Source organism: Shewanella sp. SW32 (assembly GCF_025653365.1).
GTDB lineage: Bacteria > Pseudomonadota > Gammaproteobacteria > Enterobacterales > Shewanellaceae > Shewanella > Shewanella oncorhynchi.
In genome coordinates this window covers 35,205-52,916 of record NZ_JAKKSJ010000026.1, presented here as the reverse complement: position 1 = coordinate 52,916, position 17,712 = coordinate 35,205, and the positions used below count along the sequence as shown (strand labels likewise).

Annotated in this window: 24 protein-coding genes and 1 pseudogene; all 25 read left to right on the top strand. The window is 50.0% G+C overall.

All coding sequences use genetic code 11. The annotated features are described in order from the left end of the window. The 25 genes and pseudogenes from L5M28_RS16030 to L5M28_RS15910 all read left to right on the top strand — a co-directional run bounded on the left by L5M28_RS16030 (position 1) and on the right by L5M28_RS15910 (position 17,705). Positions 1–1,005: a phage major capsid protein, P2 family gene (locus tag L5M28_RS16030; protein WP_263203886.1), complete on the top strand. Its 1,005-nt coding sequence runs from the start codon at positions 1–3 to the stop codon at positions 1,003–1,005. Positions 1,006–1,007: 2 nt separating this feature from the next. Further along, the gene (gpM, locus tag L5M28_RS16025; protein ID WP_263203885.1) at positions 1,008–1,712 is read left to right on the top strand and encodes a phage terminase small subunit; all 705 of its coding nucleotides are present in this window, start codon (positions 1,008–1,010) and stop codon (positions 1,710–1,712) included. 101 nt (positions 1,713–1,813) lie between these two features. Continuing rightward, complete coding sequence (locus L5M28_RS16020; RefSeq protein WP_263203884.1) at positions 1,814–2,275, top strand: head completion/stabilization protein; 462 nt, start codon at positions 1,814–1,816, stop codon at positions 2,273–2,275. Continuing rightward, on the top strand, positions 2,275–2,493 hold the full coding sequence (locus L5M28_RS16015) for a tail protein X (RefSeq protein WP_263203883.1): 219 nt from the start codon (positions 2,275–2,277) through the stop codon (positions 2,491–2,493). Before L5M28_RS16020 ends, L5M28_RS16015 begins: the two co-directional genes overlap by 1 nt. 2 nt (positions 2,494–2,495) lie before the next feature. Next, entirely contained in the window at positions 2,496–2,873 is a 378-nt protein-coding gene (locus L5M28_RS16010; protein WP_012197334.1) for a putative holin, read from the top strand. Next, the gene (locus L5M28_RS16005) at positions 2,873–3,193 is read left to right on the top strand and encodes a phage holin family protein (RefSeq protein ID WP_263203882.1); all 321 of its coding nucleotides are present in this window, start codon (positions 2,873–2,875) and stop codon (positions 3,191–3,193) included. Before L5M28_RS16010 ends, L5M28_RS16005 begins: the two co-directional genes overlap by 1 nt. Before the next feature lie 5 nt (positions 3,194–3,198). Further along, positions 3,199–4,020, top strand: a complete 822-nt coding sequence (locus L5M28_RS16000) for an N-acetylmuramidase family protein (protein ID WP_263203881.1) — start codon at positions 3,199–3,201, stop codon at positions 4,018–4,020. Further along, complete coding sequence (lysB, locus tag L5M28_RS15995) at positions 4,004–4,474, top strand: Rz-like lysis system protein LysB (RefSeq protein ID WP_263203880.1); 471 nt, start codon at positions 4,004–4,006, stop codon at positions 4,472–4,474. The genes L5M28_RS16000 and lysB overlap by 17 nt, the downstream gene beginning before the upstream one ends. Beyond that, a pseudogene (lysC, locus tag L5M28_RS15990) lies at positions 4,374–4,607 on the top strand (Rz1-like lysis system protein LysC); the annotation flags it as partial. The gene lysB and the pseudogene lysC, both read left to right, overlap by 101 nt. Then, positions 4,600–5,073 (top strand): phage tail protein, encoded by a 474-nt coding sequence (locus L5M28_RS15985; RefSeq protein ID WP_014358033.1) that lies wholly within the window; start codon positions 4,600–4,602, stop codon positions 5,071–5,073. The pseudogene lysC and the gene L5M28_RS15985, both read left to right, overlap by 8 nt. After that, the gene (locus L5M28_RS15980) at positions 5,055–5,513 is read left to right on the top strand and encodes a phage virion morphogenesis protein (protein ID WP_263203879.1); all 459 of its coding nucleotides are present in this window, start codon (positions 5,055–5,057) and stop codon (positions 5,511–5,513) included. The genes L5M28_RS15985 and L5M28_RS15980 overlap by 19 nt, the downstream gene beginning before the upstream one ends. A gap of 59 nt (positions 5,514–5,572) precedes the next feature. Next, positions 5,573–6,199: a phage baseplate assembly protein V gene (locus L5M28_RS15975; RefSeq protein ID WP_263203877.1), complete on the top strand. Its 627-nt coding sequence runs from the start codon at positions 5,573–5,575 to the stop codon at positions 6,197–6,199. Next, positions 6,196–6,552, top strand: coding sequence for a GPW/gp25 family protein (locus L5M28_RS15970; protein WP_012197325.1), 357 nt, complete (start codon positions 6,196–6,198; stop codon positions 6,550–6,552). Before L5M28_RS15975 ends, L5M28_RS15970 begins: the two co-directional genes overlap by 4 nt. Beyond that, a complete protein-coding gene (locus L5M28_RS15965; RefSeq protein WP_259590708.1) occupies positions 6,545–7,474 on the top strand; it encodes a baseplate J/gp47 family protein in 930 nt (309 codons plus the stop codon). Before L5M28_RS15970 ends, L5M28_RS15965 begins: the two co-directional genes overlap by 8 nt. Beyond that, positions 7,467–8,219, top strand: coding sequence for a phage tail protein I (locus L5M28_RS15960; protein ID WP_263203875.1), 753 nt, complete (start codon positions 7,467–7,469; stop codon positions 8,217–8,219). Before L5M28_RS15965 ends, L5M28_RS15960 begins: the two co-directional genes overlap by 8 nt. Beyond that, positions 8,219–8,749, top strand: coding sequence for a hypothetical protein (locus tag L5M28_RS15955; RefSeq protein ID WP_263203873.1), 531 nt, complete (start codon positions 8,219–8,221; stop codon positions 8,747–8,749). Before L5M28_RS15960 ends, L5M28_RS15955 begins: the two co-directional genes overlap by 1 nt. Positions 8,750–8,751: 2 nt before the next feature. Then, positions 8,752–9,984 carry a formylglycine-generating enzyme family protein gene (locus L5M28_RS15950; protein WP_263203871.1) on the top strand — a complete coding sequence of 411 codons (1,233 nt, stop codon included), beginning with the start codon at positions 8,752–8,754 and terminating at the stop codon, positions 9,982–9,984. A gap of 62 nt (positions 9,985–10,046) precedes the next feature. Then, entirely contained in the window at positions 10,047–10,403 is a 357-nt protein-coding gene (avd, locus tag L5M28_RS15945; protein ID WP_263192448.1) for a diversity-generating retroelement protein Avd, read from the top strand. Continuing rightward, positions 10,400–11,677, top strand: coding sequence for an RNA-directed DNA polymerase (locus tag L5M28_RS15940; RefSeq protein ID WP_263203870.1), 1,278 nt, complete (start codon positions 10,400–10,402; stop codon positions 11,675–11,677). Before avd ends, L5M28_RS15940 begins: the two co-directional genes overlap by 4 nt. Further along, complete coding sequence (locus L5M28_RS15935; protein WP_263203869.1) at positions 11,670–11,954, top strand: hypothetical protein; 285 nt, start codon at positions 11,670–11,672, stop codon at positions 11,952–11,954. Before L5M28_RS15940 ends, L5M28_RS15935 begins: the two co-directional genes overlap by 8 nt. A gap of 115 nt (positions 11,955–12,069) precedes the next feature. Then, positions 12,070–13,242, top strand: a complete 1,173-nt coding sequence (locus L5M28_RS15930; RefSeq protein ID WP_263203919.1) for a phage tail sheath protein — start codon at positions 12,070–12,072, stop codon at positions 13,240–13,242. A gap of 9 nt (positions 13,243–13,251) precedes the next feature. Continuing rightward, complete coding sequence (locus tag L5M28_RS15925; RefSeq protein ID WP_014358024.1) at positions 13,252–13,767, top strand: phage major tail tube protein; 516 nt, start codon at positions 13,252–13,254, stop codon at positions 13,765–13,767. A 136-nt stretch (positions 13,768–13,903) separates the two neighbouring features. Then, complete coding sequence (locus L5M28_RS15920) at positions 13,904–14,185, top strand: phage tail assembly protein (RefSeq protein ID WP_012197317.1); 282 nt, start codon at positions 13,904–13,906, stop codon at positions 14,183–14,185. A 26-nt stretch (positions 14,186–14,211) separates the two neighbouring features. After that, positions 14,212–14,340: a GpE family phage tail protein gene (locus tag L5M28_RS15915; RefSeq protein WP_012197316.1), complete on the top strand. Its 129-nt coding sequence runs from the start codon at positions 14,212–14,214 to the stop codon at positions 14,338–14,340. Positions 14,341–14,348: 8 nt separating this feature from the next. Beyond that, complete coding sequence (locus tag L5M28_RS15910; RefSeq protein ID WP_263203867.1) at positions 14,349–17,705, top strand: phage tail tape measure protein; 3,357 nt, start codon at positions 14,349–14,351, stop codon at positions 17,703–17,705. The last annotated feature ends 7 nt before the right edge of the window (positions 17,706–17,712 follow it).

Genomic DNA, 17,712 nt, shown 5'->3' with positions numbered 1-17,712 from the left:
ATGCGCAATATCACTCGTACACTTTTTAATGGCTACCTTTCACAGGTTGCCACGCTTAATAGCATCGAAACGGCAACAGCTAAATTCACCGTTGCGCCAAGCGTTCAGCAAACGTTAGAAACGCGAATGCAAGAAAGCTCGCAGTTCTTGACGATGATTAACGTTGTGCCGGTCACCGAAAAGTCAGGCGAAAAATTAGGCCTTGGCGTTAGCGGTACTATTGCCGGCACGACCGACACCACCCAAAGCGATCGCCAAGCCATTGACCCAACCGATTTAGATGCACTGGGTTATGACTGTACTCAAACCAACTTCGATACGGCGCTTCGTTACGCCAAAATCGATATGTGGGCCAAGTTCCCTGATTTTCAGGCGCGCATCCGTGATGCCATTCTGAAACAGCAGGCGCTCGACCGCATCATGATTGGCTTTAACGGCACTAGCCGCGCGGCTACCTCTAACCGTACCGCCAATCCATTACTGCAAGATGTAAACATCGGCTGGTTGAAAAAAATTCGCCAGCATGCACCACAGCGCCATATGGCAGAAGTGGTTGAAGGTTCAGGTAAAATTGTCATCGGCACCGATTACGCCAACCTCGATGCCTTGGTGTACGACATGGTGAACAACATGATTGACCCATGGCACCAAGACGATACTGAGCTAGTTGTGATTTGTGGCCGCAAGCTATTGGCTGATAAGTACTTCCCGATTATCAATAAAGACAACGCCCCAACCGAAGCTATGGCCGCTGACATGATCATCAGCCAAAAACGCATTGGTGGATTAGGCGCGGTGCGTGTGCCGCATTTCCCCGCTAACGCCTTGCTGGTGACGCGCCTGGATAACTTAAGCCTTTATTGGCAAGAAGGCGCTCGCCGTCGCAGTGTGATTGATAACCCTAAACGCGACCAAATTGAAAACTACGAATCATCAAACGATGCCTATGTCGTTGAAGATTATGGCTGCACTGCGTTTGCCGAAAACATTGAGATGGGAGCATAGCCATGACATCTCCCGCCCATAAACGCTTTCATGGTGTTTTGGCGGCAGCGCGGGGAACGGATTCCCCTTTAAGCGCTCGCTCCGAAAATACCTACGAGCTCATGCTTATGCAGCTTACCGAACATCGCCGCATCTTAAAAACGGTGCAGGCGCTCGCGCGTAAGCTGCAGGCCAAATCACAGTTCTTGCCAGAATATGATGCCTATATCGATGGCACCATTAAGGGTGACAGTGGCGTGCAGGATGAAGTATTCGTGACTGTGCTGCTGTGGCATATCGACGTTGGCAACATCGACCGCGCGATAGAACTGGCCGCATACGCGCTTAAGCATGATTTGGTGATGCCAGACCGTTTTGAGCGCAATCTGGCTTGCACCATTGCCGAAGAAATTGCCGAAACCGCCGCGCGCGTGATTGAAACCGAAACTCCAGTAAAAAGTGAGCAATTAAAGGCTGTGCTTGATCTCACGGCCGAGTGCGACATGTACGACGAAGCGCGCGCTAAGCTGCTGCGTCAAATGGGGCAAGCATTTGAAGCTGAAGGCGAGTTAACCGCTGCGCTCGACGCCTATCAACAAGCATTAGCCCTAAACGATAAAGTGGGTGTGAAGAAGTTTATCGAGAAAGTCACTCGTGATCTTAAGAACGCCGACAAACAAACAACCGAAAGCACTGAGCCCTCAGAAACACAAGGCAGTGCAGGTTAACCGAGCGACCCTCGCAACCCGTGCGGCGCTGGCCAAGTAGCGTTATCCAATTTCACTACTTAAGCCAGCCCACCGCACAACCTAGCCGCAAGCAGGTAAACATGAGTTTTATCGCCCCAGCCACTAGCGCAGCACCAAGCACGATTACCAACAGCCCGTTTTGGCCTGATTTTCAGTTAGCGACATTGCGCGATGCCATGCGCCTTGATGGCACAGTGACAAACGCCCGACTTGAGCACGCAGTCATCAATGCAGCACTGCAGACAAACAGTGATCTCAAGGATTGGCGTATCGGGCAGCAAATCTTGGGCTTTGACGGTTTAGAGCAGGTGCCTGCCGAGCAAATCAACGGTCAGAGCATCTATTTGCAATTGTATTTACGTGCGGTGTACTGCCTCACCAAAGCCAATCTCATTGAGCGTTATAGCGATTTTGATAGCACGGCCAAGGGGCTAAAGGCGGGTGAAGTGCTCGGCGAGAGTGTTGACGATCTGCGCCGTGATGCGCGTTTTGCTATTCGCGACATCTTAGGCGAAAGCCATGTCACGGTGGAACTGATTTAATGAGCAGCTTGCAGGCAGTTCGCAGCATAGAGGGCGATACCGTCGATAAGATTTGTTATCGATACCTTGGGGCAACGGGTGAGATTACTGAGCAAGTGATAGACGCTAACCCGCAGCTTGCCGCCATCGGCCCTATATTGCCAAACGGTACGCTGATACTTCTTCCTGTGCAGGTGGCCGCGCCGACACAGCCAAACTTTATTCAACTATGGGATTAATGATGAGCGAGCCAATTTCAGCGACATCAGCCACATCTGCAGTCGTCACCGCCAGCGTGCTTACATTAGTGCCTGGGGCTGAGCCTGCAGTCATGATCGGCGCGTTTACAGGTGCAGTGTTGTTCATTATTTCGAATGACGCAGCGGGGAATTATCAGCGTATCGGACTGTTTATTGTGTCATTTTTGGGCGGCGTACTGTGCGCCAACTGGGCCGCAAATGCCTTGAGTGCATTACTGCCAGATGCCTTGCAGGTTAATGTGGGTATGGCGGCGCTCATTTCATCCGCCTGTGTTGTGCGCATGCTGCAGTATTTTATGAAACTCACCAATAACCCAGAAAGTTGGCTTAATGCCCTGCGTGGGCTTAGGGGGAAATGATGCTGATTATCAATGCCATTATTTGCAGTTTGATTGTGTTGCGCCTGGCTTTGTTTGTACGAACAGGGCGGCATCGAATATTCATCAGTATTTGCGCCTATCTCATCACAGTCGCCGCAGGCATTGAGGTCATTCTCACTGTGTATGGCGTCGCCACAGCGCCAAGTTATGCTGAGATATTTTTAAAAGCCACGCTTTGCATCGCCATTTTCCAAGCGCAGGGCAATGTTGCGCATCTTCTGCAACCAAACTCGAAAAAAGTTGGTAGCAGGCTAGTGCGCATTCCCCGTGCACAAACATTCAAAACCAAACATAGGTAATCGAGATGACCCTAAAAAAAGGCAGCAATGGCACGGCAGTGCGTGATTTACAACAACGGCTCAATGCCGCTGGCGCGTCATTAACGGTAGATGGTTGGTTTGGTGATGCAACCCAAAAGGCCATCGAGCAATTCCAAGACAAGCAAGACTTACCGCGCACCGGCTACGCAGGGGTAAGAACGCTGGCATTACTCGCCGGCGAAAGCCGCAGCAAGTTTATTCAGCACTCACAATTAGCTGATGCTGCAATGGTGCTAGGCGTCTCGTTTGCCGCCATGGCCAGCGTGGCAGAAGTGGAATCCAACGGCTTTGGCTTTTTCGCCTGTGGTAGGCCCACGATTTTATTTGAGCGGCACGTATTTTATCGCGAGCTATTAGAGCAAGGCGCCGCAGCGGCAGAACTGGCAGAGAAATATCCGAATATTTGCAACCCAGCCCGTGGCGGTTACACCGGCGGCAGTGGTGAGTATCAGCGCTTTGCTATTGCGTACCAGCTTAATCCAGAGGCCGCGATTTGCGCCTGCAGCTGGGGTATGTTTCAGATAATGGGCTTTCATTGGCAAGCCTTGGGATATCCGTCCCAGCAGGCTTTCAAGCAAGCCATGGATATTTCAGAGGGGGAACAGCTCAAGGCCTTAGTTAAATTTATCGAGTCGGATCCTGTGCTGCATAAGGCACTCAAAGCGCGTAAATGGGCAGAATTTGCCAAGCGCTACAACGGTCCTGCTTACAAAGAAAATGACTACGACATTAAATTAGCGCGGGCGTACCAGCAGTTTGCTGCCGCGAGCAAGCCACAGAGTGCCGATAATGTTGTCGCTGCTTAGTCGGTTTATTAAGCCATTTGCAGGTTATTTACTTGTCGCCGCCATCGGGATTGCGCTCACTATGGCGGGCGTTATTTATCAGCAACAAGAGCGACTTAGTAAGTTGCAACAGACGCAAGGTTCAATGCTGCAATCGCTGACACAAACATCACAGTCCTATTTTGACTTAAAGCAGCTATCAGCCGAAAACCAGCAAGCGCAGGCAGAGCTGCGAACGCAGCTAGCCAGCGTGAAAAGCACGAGCCAATACCGAAAAAACAAAATTGAGGAGCTAAAAAGTGAACTTAGCGATGTTAAAGCCTGGGCTGATACTTTGTTGCCTGATGCTATTCGCCGGCTGCACCAGCGCCCCGCCATTAGTGGCAGTGCAGAGTACCGTCGTTGGTTGTCCACTCGTGATCCCTTGCCTATTGCCGGCGAGCAACCCCATCAACAACCAAGGGATAAGCAGTGAGCTCGATACCTGCGAAACGGCTTGGCATGACTGCGCCGCGCAAATCGATATGATCATTGAGTGCCAGAATAAACAGAAAGCTAAGCAGCAAGCCAAAGGCTTAAGCCAGACTGAAGGGAAACGCAATGAATAAACCGGCGCAGCTGCGTGAGCTGTTATCTAGCCACGTTCCCCACTTGCAACAAAATCCTGATTGCCTGCACGTCTTCATTGAGAACGGCAACATCATCGCCACCGGGGCGGGGCAAAACCTGAGTTTTGAGTATCAATTCAACTGCGTATTAATCGTGACAGACTACGCCGCCCATGCCGATACGCTCATCGTGCCGATTTTAGGTTGGCTTGCATCGCAGCAACCAGAGCTATTATTTAACCCGGACAAGCGCGAGTCAGGGTTTAAATTCAAAGCCGAAATCATTAATCACACCACTGCCGACATCGAAATTGTGCTGGCATTAACTGAGCGAGTAAAAGTTGTTGCGGGTGATGATATGCAGCTTGAAGTGACGCACTTACCTGAGCCCGTTTTCAATGACGAAGCGATTGATTGGACACTTTACACCAATGGAATTGAAGTGCCATGGCCACCGACGATTTAAACCGACTGAATGAGTTGTTTGACGGGCTAATACAACAATTATCCCCTGCTGCGCGCAAGCAACTAAGCCGCGATATTTCAAGGCGCTTACGAGCAAGCCAGGCGCAGAGGATTAAACAAAACAATGCCCCAGACGGCTCGGCGTTTGAGGCTAGAAAGCCCCAGCCTACGTGGGCGAAAAGGCTAGGGGCTATTAAACGAAAGCTGATGTTCCAGAAAATAATCAGACAAAAATACTTAAAGGCCGAGTATTCAGCATCAGCAGCCAGTGTTGGGTTTACGGGGTTTATTTCCCGCGTAGCGACCGAGCATCAATACGGGCTTAGAGGGCGGATAAACGAGCGGATATCGGCACAATATCCAAAGCGTGAATTATTGGGCTTTACTGCCAGCGAGCTCGATATGATCGAGGAGGCTGTCATTACCCATCTTGCGCTATAACTTCCCACATACCACCCAAACCGCTAGCGGCTAGTCATACAACTGGCAACCATAGCCGCATGAACACGACCGCCGCGATTACCGAACTTACACGCCGTATCGATAACCTTTTACGTATTGGCACCGTTGCCGAAGTAAAGGGCGATTCGTGCCGCGTAAAAACAGGCGAGTTACTTACCCAGTTTCGCCCCTTTTTTACTCGCCGTGCCGGCACGGCAAAAACCAGTTGGCGCCCTACCGTTGGCGAGCAAGTGATGTTGTTATCGCTTAGCGGCGATCTAACCAACGCTTACATTCTGCCCGCGCTTTATAGCGATGAAAACCCAGAGCCTGACGATAACAACAATCGTGAACGCACTGTTTATCCAGACGGCGCGGTGATTGAGTACGATCCAGATACAAGCGCGCTTAAAGTTACCGGTATCAAAACCGCCACTGTACAGGCGAGCGAGCGGGTGACTATCGATTGCCCAAATTCGGAGTTTACGGGCAATGTGTTGGTTAAGAAAAAACTCACTGTAGAACAGGGCGCGAAGGTTACTGGGGCGATTGAACATTCAGGCAAGCTGACCAATAACGGCGGTATAGCAATCACTGGCGGCGCTAATATCGACGGTATTAATTTTGGCACCCATAAACATGGCGGTGTCGATACCGGCTCGGGCACTTCAGGAGGCCCGCAATGAGCGCCAATGAAAAATGGCAAGGTATGAATCGCTTTACTGGCCAAAGCATTAGCGAGTCGCAGCATATCAGCCAAAGTATCCAGGACATATTAACCACGCCATTAGGTTCGCGCGTGATGCGTCGAGACTATGGTAGCGCAATTTTTGAACTTATCGACCAACCCCAAAGCGCCGCGATAAAGCTGCAGATTATGGCGGCGGCAGTTATCGCGCTAACCCGTTGGGAGCCGCGTATTCGCATTACTGAGATTGAAATTATCAGTGGCGGCAACGACGGCAAAGTGCAATTCAACTTAGTGACCGACCGCATCGACACTCAACGTGCCCAATTATTCGAGGCCACCTATGGCTGAGCTCATTGACCTTTCTAAAGTTCCTGTGCCTGACATTATCCAGCCGCTGAGCTTTGAGCAGCGCTTTGCTGCGCTCAAGCAATTACTGATTGATATCGACCCCAGCTATGAAGCTGTGGTGGCGTTAGAATCGGACCCTATTGCCAAATTACTGCAGGTATTTGCTTATCGTGAAATGCACTTGGTTGCGCAAATTAATGATGCCACTCGCGGTAATATTTTAGCCTCATCAACGGGTAATAATTTGATCGCGTTAGGCTCACGTTATGACCTAGCGCCATTAGTTATCCAAGCGGGCAATCCAACTGCAGTGCCGCCAATCCCTGAAATTTTAGAGGATGAACAATCCTTTAAGCGCCGCGTGCAAATGGCGTTTGATGGCTTAAATACGGCGGGCAGTATCGACGGTTATATCTTTTTTGCGCTGGGCGCCGATGGCCGCGTGGCTGATGCCAAAGCCGTGAGTCCTGAACCCTGTGAAATGGTGGTCACCATTCTATCTATCGAGGGTAATGGCACAGCTAATAATGAGCTTCTTATTAAGGTACGTGACGTCTTTGGTATGAGTGCCGACGGTTTATCACAGTCAAATACCCCTTCAAAAGTGCGGCCGCAGGGCGATAGAGTAACTATTCAGGGCTCTGGCATTGTTAATTACAGTGTGCAAGCCGTGTTACAGCTGTTGCCGGGGCCTGATTCGCAAGTGGTGTTAGCCGCTGCGAATCAAGCGTTAGCACTCTACCAAAAGGAGCAGCGCCGTTTGGGGGCTGATATTACCCGTTCAGGAATATTTAAAGCGCTGCACCAAAGTGGCGTCAATAACGTCAATCTGATTAGCCCATCAGCTGATATCACAGTGCTTGACCATCAAGCGGCCTATTGCACCAGCGTTAATATTTCGATTGGGGGCGTAGGTGAATAATTCGGTTTCATCGTTACTACCACCCAACGCATCCCAGCTTGAGCGCGATATTGAGCAAGTGATCGCCAGCTCGCTAGATTTGCCCCTGTCTATTGCTGACCTGTGGGACCCGTTTCGCTGTCCGTTGTCATTACTGCCTTGGCTAGCGTGGGCCTACTCAGTCGATCAGTGGGCGGACAGTTGGCCTGAAAGCGTTAAGCGCCAGGTGGTTAACGATGCTTTTGGTATCCATCGATTTAAAGGTACTCCATACGCGGTGCAACGGGCACTTAATAGCTTAGGCATTAAGACCAATATCCTCGAATGGTGGGAAAGCGCTGGCAGCAATGTGCGCGGCACCATGAAAGTGCTCGCGTTAGTTAACGACAATATCACTGACGAAAATGAAGGATTGATCACGGCCAAAATGCTCGCCATGGTGACCGAGGCGATCAGCAATTCTAAGCGCGGTTCGATCCATTTTGATGTTGAGCTCGGCATCTCATTCGAAGAGTCGCTTACTGTCGCGGCAGGCATTAGCCCTAGCGTGGGCATATCAGATATCGATGCCGATTCTAATGGCGTTCGCCCTGATAGTGTTATTGCCTTAGCTGGCATATTTGGCATCGAGCATCGTATTGACTGCATCGATACCAATTACCAGTTATCTCCTGTGCTACCTGACGAATTGTTATTTACCCACAAGCTTGCGGCGGTGTCGCATCAACTAATCATCTCTGAACACGAATTAACGGGAGTTGTGTAATGGCACTAACACTGCAATTTACTGAAGCTGGCCTTGCCGCTTGCTTGTCAGCAAAAGACAAAGGGATGAGAGCCGAGATCACTCACATGGCGTTTGGCTCAAACGCCTATACGCCCTCTAAAACCCAAACCAGCTTGAGCGCTGAAAAAGAGCGTATTGCCATTTCTGACTATCAAGATGGCGGTAAGAGTCTGCGGATGGCTGGCGTATTTGATGGCGCGCTAGAGTACGCCATCAAAGAGATAGGGTTTTACATTGGCACTACTTTGCTTGGCGTATACAGCGCACCAAATAAGACACTGGGCTACCGAACCCCAGCTGTAAAAGTCGTGCAGTGGTTTACGTTAAATATTGAGGCGCTGCCAACAGACAGCATCACAGTGGTAGTGGGCGCTGAAAACCTTAACCTGATTTTAGACAAAGAGTTTATCGCGGGCTGTACGGCATTTTTACAAAATGCGGCGGCAGTTATTAAAAATGCTCACTGGAACATGCAACTCAGTGAGCGCATTAGACAAGTAGAGGGATAATTATGAGCTCGATTGCTGAAGAAATTGCGGGGCTAAAAGTCGCGTCCGCAACACAAACTGCCGCATCACAGGCGTTATCGCAAGAAGTCGCTGGCAAGATGGCGGCTATCGATAAAAAAACCAATGACTCCATTGCTAAGGTTGAATCAACCTACGACCAAAAAGCGGCCGGACTGACCATTATCGCCACCGACGGCTACAAAAAAGCTATCGAGCACAATTCCGGCGGTCGCAATACCGTGGTGTACGACGCTCAGGGTAACCCTAACATTATGTGCGTTATCCCGCGCTTCAATATTGAAGACCTAGGGCTGGTTGGCTTAAACCTTGGCACTGGGGTTCACCCTGCGTTCCAAACTAACGGCGTACCCCGCGGCGAGATATTAATCGGCAAGTATTTGGCCTCAGCCGCCGCCAATGGTAGCGCAGTCATTGGTGGCGTACAGCCGCGCACATCCGTTAACTACGATGTAGCCAAAGAGCTGTGTACGCGCAAAGGCGCAAATTGGCACATGATGTCAGTGCATGAATGGGCAGCTATTGCGTTGTGGTCCCTTGCTAATGGAACTGTGCCGCGCGGCAACACAAACTATGGGCGCTCGCACGAGAAAAAATGGGAAACCGCGCGCCGCTCTGATAATGGTGCACCTGGGGACGTAAGCGGTACAGGTAGAACGGACACGGGCAAAGGGCCATCTACTTGGAATCATGACCATACAAATTTTGGTGTGTGTGATTTAGTGGGCAACGTTTGGGAATGGTTAGATCAATTTAAGCTAGACGATGGCCAGATTATTACCACGCTGGACAATAACCCTGCAGTGGCTGAAGCAAACTGGCACAAACACGCTGCTTATTTTGATTCACCTACTGATAACCAAACCGGCGCGGGCAGCGCTGGCGCGCCAATCCTCAGTAATGCGGTGACTAAGCGCAACGGTCCTATGAATGACGATTCAAACGATTACCCATACTTAACCGCCTCGCACTTTGCTGCCATCACTAAAGCAGTGAGCTACGTGCCTAACGAGCTATTGCGCAAGCTGTTAATTGAATCGGCCACCACATCAACGGTCGGGGGTTACATTTCCGCGAGAAACTACGGTGACCGGTTCCCTATCCGCGGTGGCTACTGGGGCGACGGCACGGACGCCGGGCTGGGTGCGCTCGGCTTGCTCTATCCGCGCTCGTTTGCGTACTACAGCGTCGGTTTCCGTCCAGCTTTCTTTGTGTAGTGAAGCCTGAATCTTTGTGTGCTGCGCGATAGCGCAGCTGTTCTCTTACTCTTGGAGGCAGATTGACCGCCTTACTTATTGAAGATAAATGCCGAGAAATGTTGTTGTACGGCTATCAAGCATTGAAGCAGTTTCCTAAACATGAAACACATGTACTGGGCGCTGAAATTCGTTTGTCTATGCTGCAATTGCAGCGTTTAGTTATCACAGCTTTTAAACGTTATCACAAAAAGACCACGCTCACCGATCTCGACATTGAGTTGGCCATTCTGAAGCGACAGGTTCGACTGGCAAAAGACTTGCGCTATGTCGATCTTAAAAAGTATCAGATATGGATAGAAAAACTCGTTGAGATAGGTCGCATGATAGGCGGTTGGATAAAGTCTGTTAAAACCAAACAACAGGCGATTGCATTATGAATATGCGGGACCGGTTCCCTATCCGCGGTGGCAACTGGAACAACGGCACGAACGCCGGACTGGGTGCGCTCAACTTGAACAATCCGCGCTCGAATGCGAACAACAACATCGGTTTCCGTCCAGCTCTTGATTACGCCAGAAGCAAACATCCTACGGGATGCTGCCAGTGCAACAATGAAAAGGATGCAGTCGCCTCAGCTATTGCTGAAACAAAAATTAAGCCGATTGATGCGTCAATAGGCTGCTCTTTTGAGCAAATTTACAGCTTTGAAAATATCTTGAATGCGGCTTACCAATGTCGCAGGGGTAAAACAAAAGCCAATGCAACACTGGCATTCTTCAATCATCTTGAAGAGAACGTTATTCAAATTCAAAACGAGTTAATGTGGGGTATGTATGAAATGTCGCCATACCATCACTTTTATGTCTTTGAGCCAAAGCGTAGATTAATCTCGGCGCCACATTTTAAAGACAGGGTGGTGCATCGTGCGATTTACAACATCATAGAGCCGCTTTTTGACCAGCAGTATATTCACGACTCTTACGCCTGCAGGCGCAATAAAGGGACGCATAAAGGCGCTGATAGAGCGCAGCTTTTTATCAAGCGTGTGGAGCAAAAACACGGCAAAGCTTATGCACTTAAGGCGGACATTAGTCGTTATTTTTCTAGCATTGATCACCACATTCTTAAATCGCTGCTTAATGCAAAAATACAATGTGAGCGCACCAAAGCGTTGCTGTTTTATATCATTGACAATAGCCCGAGTGATGCGCTCGGCGTAGGCATTCCTCTGGGTAATCTAACAAGCCAGATATTTGCCAACATCTATCTTAATGAGCTTGATAGATTTGTTAAGCACAATCTAAAGGCGAAAAACTACGTGCGCTATATGGATGACTTTGTCATCGTGCACCAGGATAAAACCAAGCTCCATGCGTGGAGGCATGAGATAGAAACATTTTTGCATCAACATCTCAGGCTCAAAACTAACAGTAAGACGCAAGTTTTTCCCATTTCAACCAGTCAAGGTAGAAGCTTAGATTTTCTGGGGTATCGAATTTACTCCGGCCATAGGCTATTAAGAAAGTGCAGCGTCAATCGAATAAAAGCCAAGCTAAAGCAGTTCCATAGGAAGTTTGGTGAAGGCGAGATCAATCTAGTGGAGATAAAGCAAACTATCCAATCATGGCTAGGACACGCAAGCCATGCCAATACTTACAACCTAAAAAAGGCTTTGCTTAGCAAGCCGTTCAGGAGAAACAGCAATGAATGAAAAATTCACTTATTTATTTAACGGCGTATCGCACACTGATGTGTCGCGTGAATACATGAACAACTTAGGCATGAGCACTGAGCAGGTTAATTCTGTGCTCGCTCAGCGTGACTTTGAATTGTCGCAAAACATCGAAAAACGTAAGGCTGCGTATCGAGAAGAGTCAGACCCGCTTTATATGGAGTGGCAATACGACCAAACGCCAGAAAGCGAGCAACATTGGCGCGATAAAGTGGTCGAGATCAAGCAGCGCTATCCTGTCGCTACTGATGAATGATCAGAGGTTTTTAGGTCAATAAACGACTCTTACCACTCAAACCAGTAGCACCGCTCCGGTGTGCTCTGCAAGCTTAGCCCTGCTTAGTTTTGCAAAACCCACAGCACCGGAGCTTATTATGGATTATCACCACGGGGTCCGCGTCATTGAAGTCAATGATGGCACCCGAACTATTCGTACAGTATCAACCTCAGTTATCGGCATTGTCTGCACCGCCAGCGATGCTGATGCAACACTATTCCCGCTAAACACCCCAGTATTGCTAACCAATGTTATGCAAGCCATTGGTAAAGCAGGCACCTTAGGTACGTTAAAACCCACGCTAGAAGCCATTGCCGCTCAAGTGAATACACTTACCGTTGTGGTACGTGTTGAGCAGGGGGCGGATGAAACAGCCACAACGGCGAATATTGTCGGCACTGTAACCCCACAAGGGCAGTATACCGGCCTTAAAGCATTGCTGGCTGCACAGTCATTATTGGGCGTTAAGCCTCGCATTGTTGGCACTCCAGGATTAGACACCTTGCCAGTTGCCACAGAACTTGCTGCGACGGCTAAAAAGCTGCGCGCCTTTGCCTATATCAGCGCCTATGGCTGCGCCACCAAAGAAGAAGCCGTGGCTTACCGTGAAAACTTTGGCGATCGTGAAGTGATGATCATTTGGCCTGAGTTTGTTGCCTTTGATACCGTTGCCGCCGCAAGTGTAAACGCGACAGCGACCGCTCGCGCATTAGGTTTACGCGCACGTATCGACAAAGAAGTCGGTTGGCACAAAACCCTATCGAACGTCACCGTTAGCGGTGTTACCGGTTTAAGCAAACCCGTGTACTGGGACTTGCAGGATCCTTCTACTGATGCTGGCTACCTAAACAGCAACGACATTACCACCTTGATTAACCAATCAGGTTTCCGTTTTTGGGGCTCGCGTACCTGTTCGGAAGATCCCTTATTCCAGTTTGAAAACTACACCCGCACCGCACAAGTGTTGGCTGACACCATTGCTGACGCACACATGTGGGCCGTTGATAAGCCAATGACCCCCACATTGGTTAAAGACATCATTGAAGGTATTAACGCTAAGTTCCGCGAGCTGAAAGGCCTTGGCTATATCGTCGATGGACAAGCCTGGTACAGCGAAGACGTTAACGACGTCAGCACGATTAAGGCCGGTAAGTTGTATATCGATTACGACTATACCCCAGTGCCTCCGTTGGAAGATTTAACCTTCCGTCAAAAAATTACCGACCGTTATTTGGTCGACTTCGCGTCCGCAGTCGCTGCGGCCTAAGGATAACCCATGGCTTTACCAAGAAAACTCAAGCACCTGAACCTATTCGGTGATGGTCAAAACTGGATAGGTGTGGCGGAAGAATTTACCCCCGCCAAACTAAGCCGCAAATTTGAAAAATACCGTGGCGGCGGCATGCCAGGTGCGGCTGATATCGATATGGGGCTGGATGATGATGCCTTAGGTGTCGAATTCACCTTAGGCGGCTATGAAGCCCAGCTCGTTAAGCAGATGTCGGCCAGCAAGATTGACGGTGTTCAGCTGCGTTTTGCGGGTTCATTCCAGCGCGACGACACCGGTGAAGTGCAAGCCGTCGAAATCGTATGCCGTGGCCGTTACAAAGAGCTTGATCGCGGCAGTTACAAAACCGGCGACAACAGCCAAACCAAAGCCACTATGACGTGCACTTACTACAAAGAAACGGCAGGCGGCGAAGTGCTTGTTGAAGTTGATACCGTTAACGGCATTGAGATCATCAATGGCGTCGACATGATGGCAGAACACCGCAAAGCCATCGGGTTATAACTCGGGCTTAAAGCGTCAATACCAATTTTAGCCCGCAATACATAGCCGTATGCGGGCATTTTTTAATTAGACGGCACCGGGCATCCTGCCCTCTAGCCGCATTCAGGTCATCCTGACCATAACAGAGAGTCTAATCATGTCAGAAACAACTCATAAAACCGTCACTTTAGATAACGCTATTACTCGTGGCAAAGAAGAGATCACCGCCATTCAACTGCGCAAACCTAAAACGGGTGAACTGCGCGGCCTCAATGTAGTGGATATTCTCAACATGGATGTAAATGCCATGTCGAATTTACTGCCGCGTATCAGCTCACCCGTACTCACTAAAGAAGAAGTGCAAGACCTTGCACCAGAAGACTTTGTGCAGCTAGCGGGAGAAGTCACCAGTTTTTTGATCCCAAAGAAAATGCGCTAGCCCTCCCAAGCTGCGTAGATGACACCATGGCAGACATTGCCATGGTGTTCCACTGGCCGCCCAGTGAAATGTACGCCATGGAGATTAATGAGTTAATGCGTTGGCACGAGAAAGCCATATCCCGCTGGAACCTGCAACACCCCCCATCAAAGTGAGGCCATGAATGTCAAAAAAACTTGAGTTAAAACTGCTGTTGGATATGGTCGATAAGGTCACTGGCCCACTTAAAAAAATCCGCGAAGCCAGCGGCGGCGTCTCGGGGGAGCTGAAAGCCACGCGCGATAAACTCAAAGAGCTCAATAAACAGTCTCATCAGATTGATGGTTTTAAAAAACAGCAAAAGGCCATGCAAAGCACCACATCGACCCTAGTAGATGCGCAGGCAAAAGTGAAGCTGATGCAGGCACAAATGAAAGCATTAGGTGGCGAAGCCTCCAACAAGATGCGCACTGACTTTAGAAAGGCTAATGAAGCGGTGCGGGATTTAAGCCAAACCCTTGAAAAGCAGCGCACAGGGCTAGGAGAACACAGGCAAAAACTACGCGACTCAGGTATCGATACCGGCAAACTCGGCGATGCCCAAAAACAGCTTAAAGAAAAAATAGCGCAAACAACCGATGTCATGGAGCTACAACGCAAAAAGCTAGATGCGGTTTCTCGGCAACAAAAGAAACTTGATGATGCCAGCGCAAGTTATAAGAAAACCAAAGCGCTGCAGGGCGATCTTGCCGGAAAAGGCGCTGGCATGGTGGCAACGGGTGCGGCTATTGGTGCCGCCTCGGCAATTCCTATCATTGAATTTTCAAAAGCCGAAACAGCTGCAACAGACCTTAGGGTCGCGATGATGGGTACGGGCGGCGTTGTGCGCAAAGAATTTGCCGAAATCAATGCACTGGCCAATCAGCTCGGCAACAAACTCCCGGGCACCACTGCCGACTTCCAAAATATGATGACCACCCTTGTCAAGCAAGGGATGTCACCAAAAGCAATTTTAGGCGGGCTAGGCGAAGCGTCTGCATTTTTAGCAGTGCAAGTGAAAATGCCGTTTAACGAGGCGGCAGAGTTTGCGGCTAAATTGCAGGATTCCACTGGCACAGCCGAAAAGGACATGATGAGCCTGATGGACACGATCCAGCGTATGGACGGTCTTGGCGTTACAACAGACAATATGTCGCAAAGCTTTTCTAAGATGAGCTCTGCATTGCCAATTTTGAGGAAGACAGGGCTAGAGGCTGTAAAACTGCTGAGTCCGCTGACCGTCATGGCCGACCAGGCGAACATAGCTGGGGAGGTGGCGGGTAACGCCTATGCCAAAGTATTTAGGCTCTCAATGGATAAGTCAAAAGTCGGCATAGCAAACCAAATGCTAGAGGATAGGGGCATTAAGCTCGATTTTACCGACGGCAAAGGCGAGTTTGCTGGGCTAGACAACCTTTTCAAACAGTTAGAGAAAATAAAAGGGTTGAGCACCGAAGACCGCCTACCCATTCTAAGCTCAATATTCGGTAACGATGGCGATACCTTGCAAGTGCTTAACCTTATGACCGATAAAGGCATTGCAGGCTACCGCGAAACCGCCGCAAAGATGGAAGCGCAGGCATCACTGCAACTCAGGGTGAATGAGCAATTAAATACCCTGACCAACCTATGGGATGCCGCCACAGGCACTTTTACCAACGCGCTTGTTAACGTGGGCGAAGCGGTTGCACCAGAGCTGAAGCAGTTGGTTAACTGGCTGAGCGAAATGGCCGAAAAACTCGGCACATGGATAAAAGCCAACCCCGAACTCACTGGAACCCTATTTAAAGTCGCTATGGGCGTGGGGGCGCTAGCCGTTGCCGGCGGTACGCTGACGTTAATGCTCGCAGGCATCTTAGGGCCAATCGCCTTGCTCAAGTACAGTACATCTGTGCTGGGCATTAATTTGATGGGGTTATTATCCCCAACAGAAAAACAAGGTAGTGCCTTTGGCAGACTATCGAAAAGCGTGACGGGGGTGATAGGTAAAGCCACTAACTTTAAAGGCGCATGGGCAGGTATCGGTGCGCTATGGAAACAAAGCGATCCTAAAAATACCTTGCCAGCTTTTAAACAAGTTGCTGCAACACTCGACCGATGGAATGGCTCATTAAAGCGCATTGGGCCACGCTTTTTGCAGGCTAGAGCTGCAACGGTGGCATTCGCTAAAGCGCAGTGGCTAGCCGTCGTCTCGGGCTCAAAACTGGCAGCGGTCAATGCAGGGAAAGCTATCAAATCGACTGCAAGCGGCATACAGAGTTCCACTGCGGCAATGCGGGCTTATGTCCAAACTCATGGCAAAGTGGGCACTTTGTTGAATGGCTTTAAAGCCAGCGCGCGAGGAATTGGCCGCGTACTACTTACCAGTGTCACGTCACCGCTTCGCCTCGTTGGGCAAACGCTGCTATTTGTTGGCCGCGCCGCCTTACTTAACCCCATTGGCCTACTGGTCACTGCCATCGGTTTGGGTGCGTTGGCCGTTTATAAGTATTGGCAACCCATCAAAGCATTTTTTGTTGGCTTTTGGCAGGGGCTGCAAGAAGGGCTTGCGCCCGTAGCGGAAGCGCTTGGCCCTGCGTTCGTCGCATTTGGTAGCGCATTAGCCCCACTCAAACCCATTTGGGACGGCATCGCCAGCGTGCTCGGTACTGTTTGGAAATGGGTAACAGAGTTACTTACCCCGATTAACGCCACCGCCGCCGAGCTTGATAATGCCACCGGCGCAGGTAAGCGCTTTGGTTTATGGCTGGCTGACATCATTAATTTCTTCCCGCAAGTCATCGGCAATTTTATGAGCTTTGGCGCCAACATTATGGACGGTGTAATAAACGGCGTCGTGAGTAAAGTTGGCGCACTGAAAGAGGCTATATTCGGTGCCGCCAATGGCGCTATTGATAGTTTTAAAGACATGCTCGGCATTGCTTCACCCAGCAAAGTATTTGCGGTAATGGGCGACCAAACCATGCAGGGCTTAACCGTTGGCATTAGTAGAACCCAGCAGGAGCCGCTAGCAGAGGTTAATAAACTTAGTAAACAACTGGCAGGCACTGCCTTTGTGCTGGGTATTTCTGCTCTTCCTGCCGCCGCCATGCCAAATTTGCAGGCAATACCAGACCAAACCCGCACCATTCGGGATGAATACCAAGGCGCTGATTATTCGGTGCCGGATGCAATCCGTTTGGTAAAAGAGGGCGAGCTGCCTGCCAGAAAAGCGAAGAGTGACGACTTAACGCATAACGGCAGCGACTTAGCGCATAACGATAACAACTTAACGCATAGTGCAGCGCCAGATCGATTAAGCGCTGGCAGTGCCTTTGCGCAGCGCCAAGCGCCGCAACCTCAAACCGTTCACATCGATGCGGGTATCCATGCACCCATTACCATCCACACTACCACCAATATGGATGCGCAGGATGTCGCGCGCCTAGTCGCCATCGAACTAGAAAAGCGTGACCGCGCTCAGCAGGCACGCCTTCGCAGCAGCCTTAAGGACCTGAACTAACATGAGT